Raw genomic sequence first — 17,288 nt, 5'->3', positions numbered from 1 at the left:
TTTAATGAGCAGTTCACCTGTACATCCCCACGAGAGCGAAAGATTAAGTGCCTTAGAATCTTATCATATTTTTAATACTGAAAGTGAGAAGGAATTTGATGACCTGGCATCGCTGGCTTCCACCATCTGTAATGTCCCTATTGCGCTGATAACTTTTATCGATGCCGACAGGCAGACATTTAAGGCTCATCACGGAACGGATATGAGGGAAAACAAAAGGGACTTGTCGTTCTGTACACATGCGATTGCCTCAAATGAGGAGATCATGGTGGTGGATGATGCCCGCTTAGATCAAAGATTTGCCGATAATCCTGTGGTGGCTGGTCCGGCGCACATTACATTTTATGCTGGTGTGCCCCTGATCAATGAAGATGGTTACGCCCTTGGAACGATCTGTGTATTTGATCAAAAAGCGAATACAATTAGTCCTGATCAGGCTAATGCACTTAAAACCCTTGCAAAACAGGTCATTGATAAACTCGAACTGCGCCGGAAAGTTCGTCAGCTGGAAAAAACAAATCAGGAGCTGCTCAATTCCAACGTGCTGATTCAAAAGTTCGCTTCCATGGCAGCGCACGATATCAAAAACCCACTGAGTAATATCCTGCTGAGCTCACAGGCTTTAAAAATCAGACACGAAAAACAACAGTATGAGGGTTGCCTGAGGTTAATCGATCTCAGCATCTCCTCCACAAACGGGCTGCTCGACCTGGTAAACGAGATGCTGGAATATTCCAGGTCTCCTTCTTCGCTGCTTGCGAACAAGCAGCACTTCAGCCTCCATAGCCTGCTTAAAAAGATCATAGGAATGCTGATGATCCCAAAGGGGATCAGGATCAATTTTCCGGATGAAAAACATGAGCTGCACATGTCTTTAATTGCATTGGATCAGATCATCCTGAACCTGCTAAACAACGCCATCAGGTATAATGACAAGGAAAATGGTGTGATCAATATCCGTTTTGAGCAGGATAACACACATTATAGATTTGAAATCGAAGACAACGGCATTGGGATCGCAGAAGAGCACTTTGAGCAGATATTTGTCAGCAACTTCACCCTCGGACAAACCGACAGGAGCAATACCAAAGGAACCGGTATAGGTTTATCCATAGTTAAGGACTTGCTAAACGCGCTCAATGGCACCATTGCAGTTAAATCTACCCTTGGACTGGGAACTACTTTTTCTATCGCCATAAGGAAGTAGCCCTCCTAACGGAAGGCCTTAATTCCTTTGGTACTTACTTTTTTGATATTCCCATTTTTATCAAAATTCAGGCTGTCCAGACATAGCTGACGCAGTACGTAAGCCTTATCCTGCGGCAATATCCTATGGTATAAAATATAATCCTGGTTCTTCTCCCGGAAGGTTGTATGATGACCGGGACCATAAACTACACTGTCGGCAGAAGTGTTCAGGATCACGCGGTGTTCATCTTCTTTAAAAGGTCCCATCGGACTGGTGCCGGTAGCATAGCCCACCTGGTAAGTTGGGTCAATGGCCTTTCCTTCTGAGAACATCAGGTAATATTTGTTGTTTCTCTTTAACATATGTGCACCTTCAAAAAAATGAGGTGTGGTTACCTCAACAGGTTTACCTTCAAAGGTGTGCATATCCTTTTTGAGTTTTACTACCATACAGTGTCCGTTGATCCAGTTAAATCCGGATCCCCAGTATAAATAGGCCTGCCCGTCGTCGTCGATAAAGCAATCCGGATCGATATTATGTACTCCAGGATATTCATTTGCTTTGATCAGCGGACTCTGGTCTGCCTTGATATTTTTCCATGGCCCCAGAGGGCTTTCAGCCACTCCTGCCCAGACTTCGCTGCCCACAGCAACGTACATGTAAAATTTGTTGTCCTTCCCTTTGACCACTGAAGGCGCCCAGACCATAGAATTCTTTGATGTTGGGCTTGTACAGGCCTTTTTTGTGGGCCAGTTGAGCTGTTTTCTTTCAAAGTTGACGAAATCTTTTGTCTGGAATACGGCAAGCTCTTCCTTGCCCCAGGGATCAATGGTCGCATAAATATAGTAGCTATCTTTGTCTTTCACAATGGCGGGATCGGCATAATAATCCGGCAGGATGGGATTGCTGATCATCTTTTTTATCTGCTGTGCCTGAGACACAGCAGATAAAAAGCAGATAATCACTAATACAAAAGCAGTTTTTAGTTCAGATCGCGTTAACAGATTTTTCATACGTGCTGAATTTAGCTTATTTTCCGTCAAAAATCAGGGGATTTATTTTATTTTCCGTAGCTGAAGCCAGGGCCATTCTCTCAATCTGATCTAAACACAATTCATCCGCGAATTTCAGGAAGGCAGCAACACGGTGGTATAGTTTCTCCGCATCGGCCTGACAGACTACAAAATTATCCTGGTAACGCGCAGCACTATAGCTGATCGCCAACAAATCAAAAAGACGCTTTTGTTCCTGGTCGTTGGAAAGCAATAGTCCCGATATTGCAGGAGAAAAACTTTCACACAAATATAGCAGCCGATAGAGGTGATGGATATCCGACTTGTAGCCTAAATGAATTCTGATCATGCCGATACAGCATTGTTCAACAACCTGATGCAGCATGAACATGCTCAAATGAGATTTTTCATTCCTCAGGCATTCCTGTGCGCTTTCCAGGAAACCTGTAGCTAAAGTAATGCTGCGATGATAATGCTTTTGAGCTTTATCTGCTGCCCTGGTGGGGATGTAATCCGGGACCTGAAAAGATTTGATCATGGGATCATGGCTATAGAGTAGCTTTCCCTTGTTGATTACAGTGATAAAAAAACGGTTGTTTGACCTGACTGCTTCAGCCAATGTATCTTTTCCATGTACCAGAATGGTGATGGCACCCTGCTGGAAGTGACTGCTGGCATAGTCCTGAACGATATGTTCTATTCTTCCGGCACCTTCGATCACCATCAATAAATAATAACGGTGATGATGATGAGCAACGCCATCAATAAAACATCCGACTTTACGGCTTGATTCGGCATAATCTCCAAAACAATAAATGTACAGGGGCCTGAATTTTTCAGCCAGTAATTTGACTATGACCTGTAATTCTTCATCAATGGGCTGTTCCTGTATCGGGCAGTAGGGCAATAAGGGTTGGTAAGTGCTACAAATCTCCCGCTGATCTCTGGAGAGAGCGTTTGTAGTGCTGGTGTTCTGTTTCTTCATATGTTTCCCCGGCACGGTTCTTACATCCAACATCTCTAAATTTTGGAGATATTGAAAAATTAATATTCTGTTTAATAGATTTCATATAGAGTTGGTTATTACACTATAAATGTAAGCTAAAAGATTTAATTATACAATTAAGAAACAAATTTATATCTGATTATTCGATAATGATAGTCATGATTGACTTCTCCGGCAGTGTAATGATATCGGATACACGCTGTTCAGACTGTTTTTTCAGATCCATGTCCTCGGCCTCAGTAGTCAGATAACTTAGCATGCTCCTGTACTTTTTCTTTGAATTGAGTATATCAAGACTGAGCTGTTTTGCCGCTTTCCCATAATTTGTAAGTACCAGGACGGTTTTATCATTGCCATCTTTATATGCGGACAGCAGCAGATCTTTGTGCTGAGCGCTTTGACCCGCCTGGATCTCTGCAGAAACCCTGGTCATTCCCGGTCTGATAAACCTGCTGTAGTGGCCCAGGGCCCATAAATTCTTAGTTACTGCAAATTTCCCGTCCTTAAAATCAGCATCAGGCTGTAAAGCGATCAGGTAATACCTGGTATTGATGCTGGCACTTCCAGGTTCATAGGCATTCCAAAACTGCCAGGCAGTAGCATTACCAACGGTTAAATCGGTATTGATTATTTTTGATAAAAACAATGCACAATCCATGCTGCTCCTGTCGCCGGTTGTACCTTCTTTGAACCCATCCCCAAGCATAGAATATTCCGATTGCCAAAAGTTAACATCATATCTGTCCAGCGTATCACTGAGCCGTTTTCTCGTGTTGACCAGCGTGCTGTCATCAGACTCAGAAAAATAACTGTGACCGGCGATAATTTTTGGTACATGACTCATACCTCCTGCATAGAGCGGACTGTCTTTGTCGAAGAAACTTTGAATTTGTCTGTTCGCCTTTCCCGATCCGCGATACAGATAATCCAGATGCCCGGCTTCGGTAATCAGGATTTTGCTGGCAGACTTTTCCTTTGTCAATGCCGTATTTAAGGCTTTGGTTATTTTGTAGATCTCCGCATTTGTCCATGGCGAACCTTCCTGATCTGCCTGCATATAGGCACGGGACCAATCCCACTGGGGCTCATTTACAGGACTTACATATTTAAAATGCAATCCACGTTTGTCGAAATGTTTGAGAACAGTCGCGAGGAACTGAGCGTAAGCATCATAGGCATCTTCACGAAGATTGGACACGAAGTCCTTTTCAGTTTTGTACCCCAGGCCATTCCTCGTGAACTGCACCGGTGGGGAGTTGGAAAAGGCTATCAGTGTTTCCACACCATAGTCATGTGCTTTCTGTAAAAAGAACTGATAACCTGCCTGTTTTGTCCAGTCGTATTTTCCATCTTTTCCCAGAAAGGAGTCCGATCTTTTTCTAAAGTCTTTGATACCACTGCTATCCCCCTGTTCTATGGTGCCGGCACCGATATTATAGCGCCATGCAGACAATCCGATCCCTTCAGGATTTCCCTGAGCATCAACTTTTTTGGAAAAAAGCAATTGTGCAATCTTTTCCTTCTTCTCCTTTGGCCAATACCGTCCTATTCCTTCAGAAAACCAACATCCGGATGCACCGATATTATCGATTACCTGGGCTTTTTTTTTTAAATCTATTTTTACCCTGATCGTATCCTGAGAGGGTTCAGCACCGGCAGATATTGGAGCAATTCCCTTGTGAGTAGGGATCACCTCCCTGATACTGCCATCTTTGTTAAATTCCAGTTTATCGATACACAGTTCCCTGTTATAGCCTGCAGCGTCACCCATTGCTATTCCTCCCGGATAATTAAACCGGTGATATACGATATACCATTCATCTTTGCCCGGTAGCTGTATCACAGCATGATGACCCGGCCCGTAAATACCGGCCTTCGGATTTTTTGCAATCACCACATTGTTTTTAGGTACAGTAATCTCCCCAAGCGGCGAGTCTGATGTTCCGTAATGTACGGTGTAGTTCGGATTACGGGTATCATTTTCTGACCACATAAAATAATACAATCCTTTTCTAAACACCACATAAGTCCCTTCCCTGTAATGATCTTTTGGTGTCAGGATTTTTGTAGTACCGGGTTTTAAAGAAATCATGTCCTCATTCAGCTCTGCTCCCGCCATATAATTGTTTCCCCAGTAGAAGTATGATTTTCCTGTCTTTGGATCGGTAAATACGTCCGGATCTATCTGTTGCCCGCTTTTTATACCCTCAGGAAACTGGTCGATCAGCGCTTTGCCAGAATCTGTAAAAGGCCCTGCAGGGTCTGAAGAAGTGGCTACCCCTATTTTCTGACCTGCAGTGAAGTAATAAAAATAGGTATAGCTGCCATTGATTTTCTTTTCAATGATGCAGGGTGCCCAGGCATTTTTCTTTGCCCAGCTCACATCTTTTGGAAGATCCAGGATCACACCTTCATCTTTCCAGTTAACCAGATCGCTGGATGAAAACGTTTTAAAATACTTGCCCGACCAGTTATTGTATCCGTCACTGGTAGGATAAATATAAAATTTACCGGTTTTCTCAGCGTATAAGATATCCGGATCAGCATAATAGCCCTGGATCACCGGATTATGATTTTCTTCAGCAATCACCTCATAGTTTTCAGGTTTACCATTGATGGCTACTGTATATTTAAGGGGGCCGCGACTAAAATCCTGTGCTCCCGCCGGATTGATGGTGATGCCCGGAAACGCGGTGAAACCAGGATTGAATGCAGTTAAGTTTGTTCCGGGAACAACGGGCAGGTACGCTTTTTTACCGGCGGTATCAAAGGCAATATTGATTTTTTTTACTTCCTTCGATTCTGCAGCCAGGATCATATCATCGGCATGCATCCAGCGGCTCGTCAATGCCTGGGCTTCGGCTGTGGTAATTGGCAGAATTGTGCCATGTCTGGGTCTGAAGTTCATGGTAATTTCATCGTCTATCGCTTTAAAATTTACCAGGTCGCTGCTTCTCGTAAACTGGTATTTTCCTTCCGTATACCTGTCATACATTAAAATATAGTCCTCACTATTGTTCAGCTTAAAAGTGCCTGAGCCCTCTACCGGCGAGGTCGTTTGCTGCACATATTTATCGATCAGCACATAACCCTTCGTGAGCTGATCCGAAACCGCAATCTTGATGCCTGCTCCCGAGCCTTCTGTCTTAAAGAACAAGTGATATTTTCCATTTTTGTAGACTATATCACCGTCGATACAGGCCCCGCCATCGGCTTTGAAGAAGAGTTGCTTTGGCGTACTCTCCAGTCCGGTAAAATCTTTATTGGCATAGGCATAGTAAATTTTATCTGCTGCTGTTCCTTCACGCATAGACCAGTAGATCATGTACTTTTTCTGCTGCGGGTCATAGATCGTCTGCGGTGCCCATACCCTGTTTACCTTGGCAAATTCTTTAAAAAGAGCAGGCACATTCACCACATGGGATTCCCAGTTGACCAGATCTTTTGATTTGAGTAAGACCATTCCGGAATCAGGCGTATTCCAGCCAAATCTCTCCGTATTCATATCTGTGGCCACCATATAAAACGTTTTGCCATCAGCCCCACGCAGAATATGAGGATCACGTACCCCACCAGTAGCACTGATCTTCGCAGCATCAAGTACTGGCTTGTTCTGGTTCAATGCCCTGTAATGATAACCGTCATTGCTTAAAGCAAAACGGATAGCCTCACCACCTTTGTTCCCGGTAAAGTAAGTAAAGAGATACGCCGAGGTTTTATCCCTGCCGGTATTTGTCAGTGCCTGCGCATCCGCGTCTATGACCATGACGAAACCTCCCTGTGGAGGGATCACTATCCTTTCGCTGCCGCTGGTTTTTCGTTGTTCTGTACGGAAGTTGAGCTGTCCGTCGCCATTTGCAATCAAGGTAGCCTCTTTTCCAAAAGGCAAGGTGCTGAAGCTAACCGTTTTTTCTTTGCTCTCGCTGTTGATACCCGCGATATACCATTTATTACCGGCCTTGCGCGCCAGCACCAGGTATTTTCCCGGATAGCCGGCGATGAACTTCAGGTCGTCCCATTTTGAAGGAACATCGCGAAGAAATTGCTGCACATTTTCCGGTACATGGGCCATTCCCTCGGGCGACTCAGCGTAATGCTGGATGCCGCTGACAAAGAGTACCGAAAGCGCCAGCTCAAAAGCACTGCTGGTTTTACGTTTGATCTTGTCATTCACCTGATAGAGATTTACAGGGGTGTAATCCATGGGATCGAACAGGTTACGTGCAAAGGGAACGGTAGCGCATATTTCAGCCTCCTGGTCGGCTTCCTTCTGCTGAAAGCTCACATTTTCAAAGCCACGGACGGCTTCGGCAGTCATCAGATGCGGATAGGTCCGCGCCCATCCCCGTGGCAGTGTTGCCCCGTGAAAGTTGACCATCAGTTCGTATTTGGCCGCATCCTTCAGAATATCAATGTAATACTGCATCACTGATTGCCCGTCGCCCCCAAAGAAATCAATCTTCACACCTTTGATACCCATTTCATGAATCCTTGCAAACTCTTTCCTGCGGCTCTCCTGCGTAAGCAAGAGGTTTTTAGGCGTGTACTTGACCGTGTTCCAGTCGCCCGCAGAATTATACCACAACAAAAGGCCTACCTTCTTCGACTTTGCATAATCTGCAAGTTCTTTGATTTTCTCATATCCGATCTTTTGGTCCCAGTTGACATCAATCATGCAATATTCCCAATGCATCGCTGCTGCATAATCGATATATTTCTTCTGTTCTTCATAAACGATAAAGTTATCTTTCGACATGATCCAGCTCCAGGAGGCTTTGCCGGGCTTGATAAATCCTGTATTTGTTATCGCTGATTTAGGAGAGAAATCTGTGCCGGCTGTAGATTCCATCACTGTTTTCAAACTGCCCAGGGCAATAACACGCCAGGGTGAAGAAAAAGGCATTTTGCCGGTCGGCAGATAACCTCTTCCGGTATAGATCTCTCGCGGATCCGGAAAACCGATGCTCAACTTGTTCGCCTGCGGATGGGCAAGTAAACGCGTTGCACAATAGGTTCCATCTAAACCAGCTTCCGTAATTGCCAGCCACTGTGATCCTGTTTTGAGTAATGCAGGATACACCCATCCCCTTTTAACCGAGTCAGGAATCTGACCAATGGAAACCGACTGACGATAATGTTCTTCATATGCCGGATTACTTTGTTCCCAACCGGATTTTGCTTCCTGCATCGGCTGCAGCCAGCTCAGGGTATTTGCCGGCAATTGATATTCTGTTTTCTCCTCCCTGATGGTGATCATTTCCGTCTCTTTGCCGGGAAGATCATACTTAAAGGCCACAGCATCATTGCTGAGCCGGAAAGTGATGATCAGCGGTTGTTGCTGAGCATTCTGCAGCCTGATCGTTCCTACATTCTGAATACTGCTGATTCTTGATTTTTTTCCTGAGGACAAGGCATATTGGATCCGCTCGCCTTTAATTTCAGCATGGGATACAATTTTCAGGTTTTCAAAGAAATTACCCTTGCTCGTACTTAATCCCATCAGGGATGGCAGGATAACGGGTTTTTTGTCCTTGAAAATCTGATAGAACACTTTTCCTTTGCTGGAGCTGACCTGCACAGCAATACTTCCATCAGGACTTTTGAACCCAACCTGTGCAGCAACCTGCTTTACAACAGGCCCCAGCAGCATCAAAATCAACAGTATCTTTTTTATCATAACCAAATATATAATTTATTACACGTCATAAAGACGTTTATGCAACTAAATAACGATATTTGACTGATGAAAAGAAGAACATTTGTAGAAACACTGACGGCTGCCGGATTGTTATCCATTGTATCACCTTTCAAAGTCATGAGTGGAATCATAGCATCAGATCAGACATATCATATAGAACAGTTTAAGGATAAGGGACTGGCCCATTTCTCCTATGCGATTTCGGTAAACGATCAAATCATCCTTATCGATCCGGAAAGGGATCCTCAGAAGTATTATGACTTCGCCAAAGCAAGGAAGGGAAAGATAACCGCAGTTATTGAGACACACCCTCATGCCGACTTCGTAAGTTCACACCGGGAGATTCAGCAAAAACTCAAAGTTAAGGTCTATGCAAGCAGCCTTACAAAAACAGGATACAAGTCTAGTCCGCTCAAAAACGGGGAAACGATCAGGCTTTCTGAACAGTTTAGCCTGCGGGCATTGGAGACACCCGGACATGCTCCGGATCACATTGCCATCGTGCTCAGTAAGGGTCCTAAAGATATCGCTGTCTTTTCAGGTGATGCATTACTGATCGGGGATGTCGGCAGACCTGATCTGCGTGAAAGTGCCGGGAGTAACGAGGCGCAGCGAAAAACACTTGCTGGCCAGATGTACCATACCATTCATGATCAGTTTGCAAAGCTGGCTGACGATGTGGTTGTATATCCGGCTCATGGAGCAGGCTCCCTTTGCGGGAAGGCCATCCGGGATGCTGCGAGTTCTACCATTGGGGAAGAAAAGACGGGCAACTACGCTTTCAGGATAAAGGACAAGAATGAGTTTGTAGCTGTGCTTTTAGGTGATCTGCCATTTGTACCGAAGTATTTCCCTTACGATGTCAAACTCAATATCAAAGGTGCTCCGGATCTGCAGCCCAGCCTTGCCGCCGTTAAAATATTAGCAAAAAACTATGCGCCACCGCAAAATGCATTGATCATTGATGGCAGACCGGCTGCAGCATTCAAAAAGTCTTACCTGAAAGGCGCCCTTAATGTTCAGGATGGGGGCAAGTTTGAGAGCTGGCTGGGAAGTGTAGTGAGTCCCGATGATGCTTTTTACCTGCTGGCCCAGAATGAAGAATCACTGCAAGGCTTGATTGCAAAAACCGGTAAAATTGGCTATGAAGCAAATATTGCTGGTGCTTTTGTGTACGATGCCGCGGATGGCAAACAGTTTGCAGCATTCAATGATGAGAATTTCAAACCTGAAGAAGGCAAATACACCATCATCGATGTAAGAACGGAGGCTGAAGTGAAAAGCGAAGCCATATTCAAAGGGGCAATCAATATCCCCCTGCAGGACCTGTCAGGCAGGATTTCAGAAATCCCTACTGACAAACCCATCCTCATCAATTGTGCATCCGGTTACAGGTCGGCCACAGGAAGCAGCATCCTGAAAAAATACCTCCCCGAAGCAGAGGTACTGGACCTGGGTGCGGCGGTGACAAAATATGGAAAAACGAAGCACTAAGATTGATTATTCCACCGGCCTGCTTTGATCTGTGATCCATTCACTCCATGAGCCTGCATATAATTTGGGGAATGTCCTGCGCGCATGTACAAACAACAGGATGTTAAACGCTGCAGTTACTCCGGAGCCGCAATAAAACACGGCATGATCCGGTACAGATTCAAAATAAGTCCCAATCTGTGCGCTGTCCTCTACCATTCCCTCAGGGTTGAGCAGCGTATTGAAGGGCATTGACACTGCCTTTGGAATATGCCCGGCAATGGGATCAATCGTTTCATTCTGTCCCTGGTACCTGTCATTGGTACGGGAATCAATAATGCAGCTGCCTGTAGTTGAAATTTCTTCCATTACATCCCCGGCCTGAACCAAAAGCTCATCCTTAAAATCGGCTTTAAAAGCGCTTTCGTTGTGTTGCGTCTGTTGCTGACTAAGCGGAAAACCAGCTTTTTCCCAGTTCGTCTTTCCACCGGAGAGCACGGCAACATTTGCATGGCCTGCCCATTGCAACAGCCACCACAACCGGGCTGCAGCCATGGCTCCCGACTGCATATCATAAACCACTACCTGCGTCTGTTCCGTAATGCCAAAACGGGAAAACGTAGCAATCAGCTCTGCCTTTGTTGGAAGAGGGTGACGACTGGTTTTGCCGGCAACGATAGCGCCGGATAAATCATCATGTAAATCTGCATACAGTGCATTTGGAATATGTCCTTTTTCATATTCTCCCCTGCCCCATCTGCCGTCTGCCAGCGCATACGAGCAATCAATAAAGAGAAAGTCAGGATTATCCAGATTTTTATACGCTTCCGCTGCAGTTATAAATGTGGTGTATTTCATATCAATAATTTAAAGCCGTGGTGATGTCCAATATAACAATAACGTTATCCAAACAAATTTAATATTTAATGGAGATTATTATTTCTACTCATAGTAAAAGTTACAACATACATTCTCTTGTAAGTCCAGCTATTTTTAATTAGTATTGCGTCGCAATTTAGACTTATTAAAAATAGAGAGATGAGAACAACTTTACTTAAGCTCCTCACCATTGCAGGGATATCCCTTGGAATGCTGAGTGATAACGCACAGGCACAAACGACAACAGACCTTGTCATTGAAGGCAGGGTTGAAGATGAAAAAGGGAAACCGGTCCCGAATGTATCAGTCAGAGTGGAAGAACTGAAAACCAGCACCTCTACGGATGCGCAGGGACATTACCAATTGCAATTGAAGCCTGGGAAATATACCCTGAGGTTTAGCTTCATTGGCTATAAAATACAGCTCAAGAAAGCAGATCTGACAACAGAAAGCCTGCATCACTTTAATGCAGCGCTGGCAGAAGACAGTGGGCAGCTTCAAAATGTGGAGATCACCGGCCGGAAAGAAAGGTCCTACAAGGCCAGCGGTTCTTTCTCGGGATCAAAAACGGAAACCGCTTTGCGCGATATCCCACAGGCTATCAGTTATGTCACCAAAGAAGTGATAGAAGACCAGCAGGCCTTCCGTACGATCGACCTGATAAAAAACATGAGTGGGGTAAATGCATTTTCTACTTATGACAATGATATTGTGATCAGGGGCTTCCGTGCATCCAACTCACTGATCAATGGCCTGAGAACTATTTCTAATGGCTGGAGCTCATCCCTCCTTCCCTACGTAGAAAAAATGGAGGTCATCAAAGGTCCGGCATCTGCCATGTTTGCCAATACGGATCCGGGTGGTACTGTAAATATCATCACAAAAAAGCCGCTGAACGAAGACCGGAAGTCGGTCATGCTCTCTACCGGTAGTTATAACACCACCAGAATCGCGACTGACTTTACTGGTCCGATCGACAGCGCAAAGACCTTCCTGTACCGCTTAAACCTGGCCTATCAGAATGCAGGCTCCTTCCGTGTTTTGCAGGGCAGCGAGGATATTGTGATTGCCCCTTCTTTTTCATTTATACCAGATGATAAAACCAAAGTGAATTTTGAGATGGTCTATTCCAGAACTAATGGTCGCCTGGACCGTGGACAGCCAATTTTTGGTGCCACTGCCGGTGCCGGTGCGGAGTTACTTTACAGTACACCGATTTCTTTTGCCATTGGTAAAGACAATGATTTCCTGAAACAGACAAACTTGTTTTCAACGATCTCCATTCAGCGGAAGATATCTGATAAGTTGAGTATCAATGCCTCGTACATGAAATTTTTCTGGAAAGAAGATCTGATGGAACACAGGACATCCAATAATTATGCTGTAGATGCAGCCGGATTGCCGATCCCCACACTGATGGAAATGCGTGCCTCCAGGAGGTTCACCACCAATAATACGGATAACCTGACGCTTTATGGAACTTACGATCTGAAAACTGGTCCGCTGACACACAAAGTTTTATTTGGTTACGATTATATACAAAGTGCTTTTCCAAAGGACAACAATTCTTCGATCAGTGCCAGGGGATATCGTAATGCTGCCAATACGGGCACCATCAACAGTTACAATCCGGCAAACAGCAGCAGATACCTGATCGTTAACAACAGACCAGTGCCAAACGTGCCTCATTTTGACCTCACCAACCCCGATTACTCCTTTGCGCTGATGAGTGATTACTTTACCTCTGCAACCATCAATGAAAATACGCCCAGCAAATATTATGTAAATGGCGTTTATATCCAGGATCAGGTTAAATGGAACAAATTCCAGCTGTTGCTGGCTCTCCGCAAAGAGTATTATGTGGATCTGATCAAAGCCGGAGAAGCAGACGAGCAGAAGGTAGATCAGTCGGCCCTCTTGCCGCGGGTTGGTTTAGTGTTTACACCAATAGCGCCCTTAAGCATCTACGGAACATATACGGAGAGTTATCAGCCACAGGGAGCTGCTACTGTAGGTAATGCTGCAGTTTTTGGAGGTCCTTTTGATCCGCTGATGGGAAAAATGATCGAAGGTGGTGTGAAGATGGAATTGTTTGAAAAGCGGTTGGCAATTAATATTGCTGCTTACCGTATTGAAGAGAAAAACATCCTGATCAACGCGAATGATGATGCTAATCCTGATTTGTTACGTCAGGTGGGTGAACAACGTTCTACGGGTATAGAAACGGATATTTATGGTTCTGTAAATGCGAATCTGAGCATTCTGGCAAACTTCTCGTACAATAAAGCTATCATTACAGAAAGTGATGTAGCTGAAGAGGTGGGTACGCTGATGCCGAATGCTCCCCGTTCGCAGGGTAACGTATGGGCTAAATATGTATTTGGCAGCAGAGAGCTGAAAGGTCTTGGCATCGCCATCGGTTCCAACTATGTAACCAAAAGAAATACCCTGAACAGTGCCTTACAGCTTCCGGGATATACTTTGGTGAATGCGGCCTTGTCTTATTCTGTAAAGAAATTCAAAATGGCGGTTAACTTCAATAATATCTTTGATAAAACACATTGGATCGGAGGTTATGATTTCAACAGATTGTTTCCGGGTACACCAAGAAACTACATGACCAGTATCGGATATGTGTTCTAATCCTTAAATAATCCTTATTTTTGCGGTATGAGTACCATGACGACTGCCAATTCCATCTTTGACAAAATACTTTCTTTTATTGATTACACCAATCAGAATATTTTTCTTACAGGAAAGGCAGGAACAGGAAAAACTACGCTTTTAAAAAAGATTAAGGAAACGAGTTCCAAAAAGATGGTAATCGTTGCCCCAACAGGTGTAGCGGCCATGAACGCAAAAGGTACGACCATCAATTCATTTTTCCAGTTACCCAGCGGTTCATTTTTCCCCGGAGATATCAGTCTGCAAAATCTGCAGGCAGGATTTATGTCCATCCAGTCGCTCGTCTCAGATTCCAGCTATAACCGGGAAAAGATGAACCTGTTTCTGGAGCTGGAGCTGCTGGTGATCGACGAGGTATCGATGGTACGATGCGACCTGATGGATGTCATCGATTCCATATTGCGTTTTGTCAGAAAAAACAATGCCCCCTTCGGTGGTGTGCAGCTGCTGCTGATCGGCGATCTGTACCAGCTGCCACCAGTGATCAAAAGGGAAGACTGGGCCTTTTTAAGGACTGCATACCTCTCCCCTTACTTTTTCGACAGCCATGTCATCAGCAGAAATCCCTTGCTGCAGATTGAACTCACTACCGTGTTCCGGCAGACGGAACCGGAGTTTATCAATATCCTCAACTCCATCAGAAATAACCAGATCGATGATACTACCCTGTCCTTACTGAACAACAGGTATAATCCCACATTTGCGGCTTCGGAAGAATTAAACCCCATCATTATTACTTCGCACAATGCGGAAGCGACGGCCATCAACAAGGAGAAACTGGATGCACTGCCGGGAACAGAATATACCTTTGACGGCGAGCTCAGCGGTGAGTTTCGTGAAGCCGGTCTGCAGGCGGAACAGAGCCTGAAGCTGAAGGAAGGTGCACAGATCATGTTTATCAAAAACGATACGGGCGATGAGCGGAAGTTTTATAACGGCAAGATCGGAAAGGTGAAATCTATCCGGGATACTGAAATCTATGTATCCTTTCCGGATGAGGACGATCTGCTGCTGGAAAGAACCTCATGGCAGTCGTTCGACTATAAAACTGATGATGAACAGACCATTGTACAGCAACAGGTGGGCGAGTTTTCACAGTATCCGGTAAAGCTGGCCTGGGCAGTAACGATTCACAAAAGTCAGGGACTCACATTTGACAGTGCGATCATTGATGCCGGCAAATCATTTGTTGCCGGGCAGGTATATGTGGCATTGAGCCGCGTGAGAACACTCAACGGACTGATCCTGAGATCTAAGATCAATACGGAAAGCCTAAGGTCTAACCCCGAAGTGATCGGCTATATGAAGCCGGCAAGGGAAGAAGATATGGATGGGATTATGGTTACTGAACAGGAGAAGTTTATCCTGCAGCTGGTACTAAACCGGTTCTCCTTTAACCAGATGCTGGTTGGCCTCGAAGCGCTGCTTTCCAATGCGGAAATCGTAAAGACGAATCTTCCTGAATTCAGGGCATTGCTGGCGCAGCTCAAAAAATCTGTAACAGAGCTGATGTCAGTATCTGAACGGTTTCAGACCCAGCTGAAAAACCTGCACAAGGAAAATGGCTTTGCTGATCAGGCAGCCCTGCAGGCAAGGATTGAATCTGCAGTAAGTTATTTTATCAAGGAAATCAACCTGTCCGTGCTGAACCATGTCAATAAAAACATCAGGATCAAACCAAAAACAAAGTCGGAACAACAAATACAACATTCATTTCAGAAGTACAGAACAATTGTAGAAAACAGGATCAGCCTGTTGCAACTCTCCGTGGAGCTTTTGAAAACACCGATCCAGCAGGAGAATTACACCAGCTGGATCAATATACATAAAGCAAAGCTGATGGTTAAGACCGCAGCTACAGGGGGCGGCCAGCAGGCAGCAAATAACCTGCAGCTATTCTGATAGAACACTTCATTTAGCTGCAACGTAGGGAATACATTTTAGTAGACATTACAAAAATGTTTGAGAAAAACTTACAGCAGCCCGGTGGTTTTGAGGATAGTTCTGGCGCTGGAGATAATGACAAGGACACCTACAGCAATCAGGATAGTTTTCGTATTCAGTTTCCCGGCCATTTTTGCGGCAATAGGTGCAGCGAGTACACCACCAATGATGAGGCCTGCAATGGTTTGAATATGGCTTGTTCCGAGGATGATAAAAAAGGTAAGCGCGCTGCCAAGGGTAACGAAAAATTCTGTCAGACTCACAGTACCTATAATATAACGTGGTGTTTTGCCTTTGGCAATGAGGGTACTTGTTACCAATGGACCCCAGCCTCCCCCACCAAATGAGTCCAGAAATCCGCCTGCACCGGCCAGCCATCCGGCATGTTTCACCTTACGGGATTCATTTTTCTTTTTAAAAGCATTGAGTAAAATCCTCGCTCCCAGCAATAACGTATAAACCGACAATGTTGGCCTGAGCCAGTCGCCATATTCCTCTCCCAGATAACAAAGTAATACTGCACCCAATACAGAGCCCAGCACTCCCGGCAACAGCAGGGTTTTAAAAAGTTTTTTATTGATATTGCCAAAGCGGTAATGGCTGAATCCCGAAGCACCGCTGGAAAACATTTCGGCAGTGTGGATACTTCCGCTGATGGCAGCGGGGTTTAAACCGGTGGATAGCAGTACTGTCGTAGAAATCACACCGTAACCCATGCCCAGAGCGCCATCAACCAGTTGCGCGATGAAACCGGCGAGCAACATCCAGCCAAATGCAGATTCAAGACCGAGGGTATTTCCAAAGGCTTTGAAGGCATTGATCAGGTTGGTCATGGGATAAAAGGAAGCGATCAGATGACCGATAATCATAAAAGCCAGTGCGAATAAACATCTGCCAGCTATGATGCGCCAATATTTTTCTCCCCTTACGGGATGTTTGCCTTCAGTGTGTTGTTTTGATTCGTGTCTGGCTTCGTGTGGTGTGGTGCTTCCCTGTTCCTGCATTTAATATGAATGTATCTCGTCAGCAAATATAAAATAATTAATCAAAGACTACTGATTTAGTAGTACATTTAACATCTACGGACAGGTACGCTATAAAAGCAACCGACCCTACAAATGTAGGGTCCGGCTGCATGATAGATCTCGTAAGAATTGAAATTTACCAGATTTCTGTTACGAGCCACATCAAAGCTTAATCATTCAATCTGAAGAAGCTATATTTTGATTCTATTCTTCTCTGATCACAAAATATTTGATCAATCACCCCAAATACTGTAGAGTAATTCAGTGCAATAGAGAGTAAAGCTCTACATAACGTCAACAAATATCTACATAAATGTAGATAAATTAAAATAAAATGTAGAAAATTTTCAAATATTAAACTTTTACCTTGTTTATA

Annotated in this window: 9 protein-coding genes; 4 read left to right on the top strand and 5 right to left on the bottom strand. The window is 44.7% G+C overall.

All coding sequences use genetic code 11. The features are described 5' to 3' along the window. Positions 1-4 precede the first annotated feature (4 nt). A complete protein-coding gene (locus OQY15_RS12135) occupies positions 5-1,207 on the top strand; it encodes a GAF domain-containing sensor histidine kinase (protein WP_265792023.1) in 1,203 nt (400 codons plus the stop codon). Between the two features lie 5 nt (positions 1,208-1,212). On the opposite strand, the gene OQY15_RS12130 is transcribed toward OQY15_RS12135, so the two are convergent. The 3 genes from OQY15_RS12130 to OQY15_RS12120 all read right to left on the bottom strand — a co-directional run bounded on the left by OQY15_RS12130 (position 1,213) and on the right by OQY15_RS12120 (position 8,885). Next, the gene (locus OQY15_RS12130; RefSeq protein WP_265792022.1) at positions 1,213-2,202 is read right to left on the bottom strand and encodes a family 43 glycosylhydrolase; all 990 of its coding nucleotides are present in this window, start codon (positions 2,200-2,202) and stop codon (positions 1,213-1,215) included. 16 nt (positions 2,203-2,218) lie between these two features. Beyond that, a complete protein-coding gene (locus tag OQY15_RS12125) occupies positions 2,219-3,187 on the bottom strand; it encodes a HEPN domain-containing protein (RefSeq protein WP_265792021.1) in 969 nt (322 codons plus the stop codon). Between the two features lie 160 nt (positions 3,188-3,347). Then, positions 3,348-8,885, bottom strand: coding sequence for a glycoside hydrolase (locus OQY15_RS12120; RefSeq protein ID WP_265792020.1), 5,538 nt, complete (start codon positions 8,883-8,885; stop codon positions 3,348-3,350). Between the two features lie 66 nt (positions 8,886-8,951). Between OQY15_RS12120 and OQY15_RS12115 the strand changes: the two genes are divergently transcribed. Then, complete coding sequence (locus tag OQY15_RS12115) at positions 8,952-10,400, top strand: MBL fold metallo-hydrolase (protein ID WP_265792019.1); 1,449 nt, start codon at positions 8,952-8,954, stop codon at positions 10,398-10,400. A gap of 6 nt (positions 10,401-10,406) precedes the next feature. Here OQY15_RS12115 and OQY15_RS12110 read toward each other — a convergent pair whose 3' ends face one another. Further along, positions 10,407-11,237 carry a sulfurtransferase gene (locus OQY15_RS12110; RefSeq protein ID WP_265792018.1) on the bottom strand — a complete coding sequence of 277 codons (831 nt, stop codon included), beginning with the start codon at positions 11,235-11,237 and terminating at the stop codon, positions 10,407-10,409. A 180-nt stretch (positions 11,238-11,417) separates the two neighbouring features. Between OQY15_RS12110 and OQY15_RS12105 the strand changes: the two genes are divergently transcribed. Further along, a complete protein-coding gene (locus tag OQY15_RS12105) occupies positions 11,418-13,901 on the top strand; it encodes a TonB-dependent receptor (protein WP_265792017.1) in 2,484 nt (827 codons plus the stop codon). Positions 13,902-13,928: 27 nt separating this feature from the next. After that, positions 13,929-15,845, top strand: a complete 1,917-nt coding sequence (locus tag OQY15_RS12100; RefSeq protein ID WP_265792016.1) for an AAA family ATPase — start codon at positions 13,929-13,931, stop codon at positions 15,843-15,845. A 71-nt stretch (positions 15,846-15,916) separates the two neighbouring features. On the opposite strand, the gene OQY15_RS12095 is transcribed toward OQY15_RS12100, so the two are convergent. Beyond that, entirely contained in the window at positions 15,917-16,891 is a 975-nt protein-coding gene (locus OQY15_RS12095) for a sulfite exporter TauE/SafE family protein (RefSeq protein WP_265792015.1), read from the bottom strand. Positions 16,892-17,288 lie beyond the last annotated feature (397 nt).

Source organism: Pedobacter sp. MC2016-15, from assembly GCF_026239695.1.
GTDB lineage: Bacteria > Bacteroidota > Bacteroidia > Sphingobacteriales > Sphingobacteriaceae > Pedobacter.
This window is presented reverse-complemented; position numbering and strand designations above follow the sequence as displayed.

Excerpts from the sequence above, each read along its gene's own strand:
- OQY15_RS12135 (WP_265792023.1), top strand. The coding sequence starts at position 5 with ATGAGCAGTTCACCTGTACATCCCCACGAGAGCGAAAGATTAAGTGCC.
- OQY15_RS12130 (WP_265792022.1), bottom strand. The coding sequence starts at position 2,202 with ATGAAAAATCTGTTAACGCGATCTGAACTAAAAACTGCTTTTGTATTA.
- OQY15_RS12125 (WP_265792021.1), bottom strand. The coding sequence starts at position 3,187 with ATGAAGAAACAGAACACCAGCACTACAAACGCTCTCTCCAGAGATCAG.
- OQY15_RS12120 (WP_265792020.1), bottom strand. The coding sequence starts at position 8,885 with ATGATAAAAAAGATACTGTTGATTTTGATGCTGCTGGGGCCTGTTGTA.
- OQY15_RS12115 (WP_265792019.1), top strand. The coding sequence starts at position 8,952 with ATGAAAAGAAGAACATTTGTAGAAACACTGACGGCTGCCGGATTGTTA.
- OQY15_RS12110 (WP_265792018.1), bottom strand. The coding sequence starts at position 11,237 with ATGAAATACACCACATTTATAACTGCAGCGGAAGCGTATAAAAATCTG.
- OQY15_RS12105 (WP_265792017.1), top strand. The coding sequence starts at position 11,418 with ATGAGAACAACTTTACTTAAGCTCCTCACCATTGCAGGGATATCCCTT.
- OQY15_RS12100 (WP_265792016.1), top strand. The coding sequence starts at position 13,929 with ATGAGTACCATGACGACTGCCAATTCCATCTTTGACAAAATACTTTCT.
- OQY15_RS12095 (WP_265792015.1), bottom strand. The coding sequence starts at position 16,891 with ATGCAGGAACAGGGAAGCACCACACCACACGAAGCCAGACACGAATCA.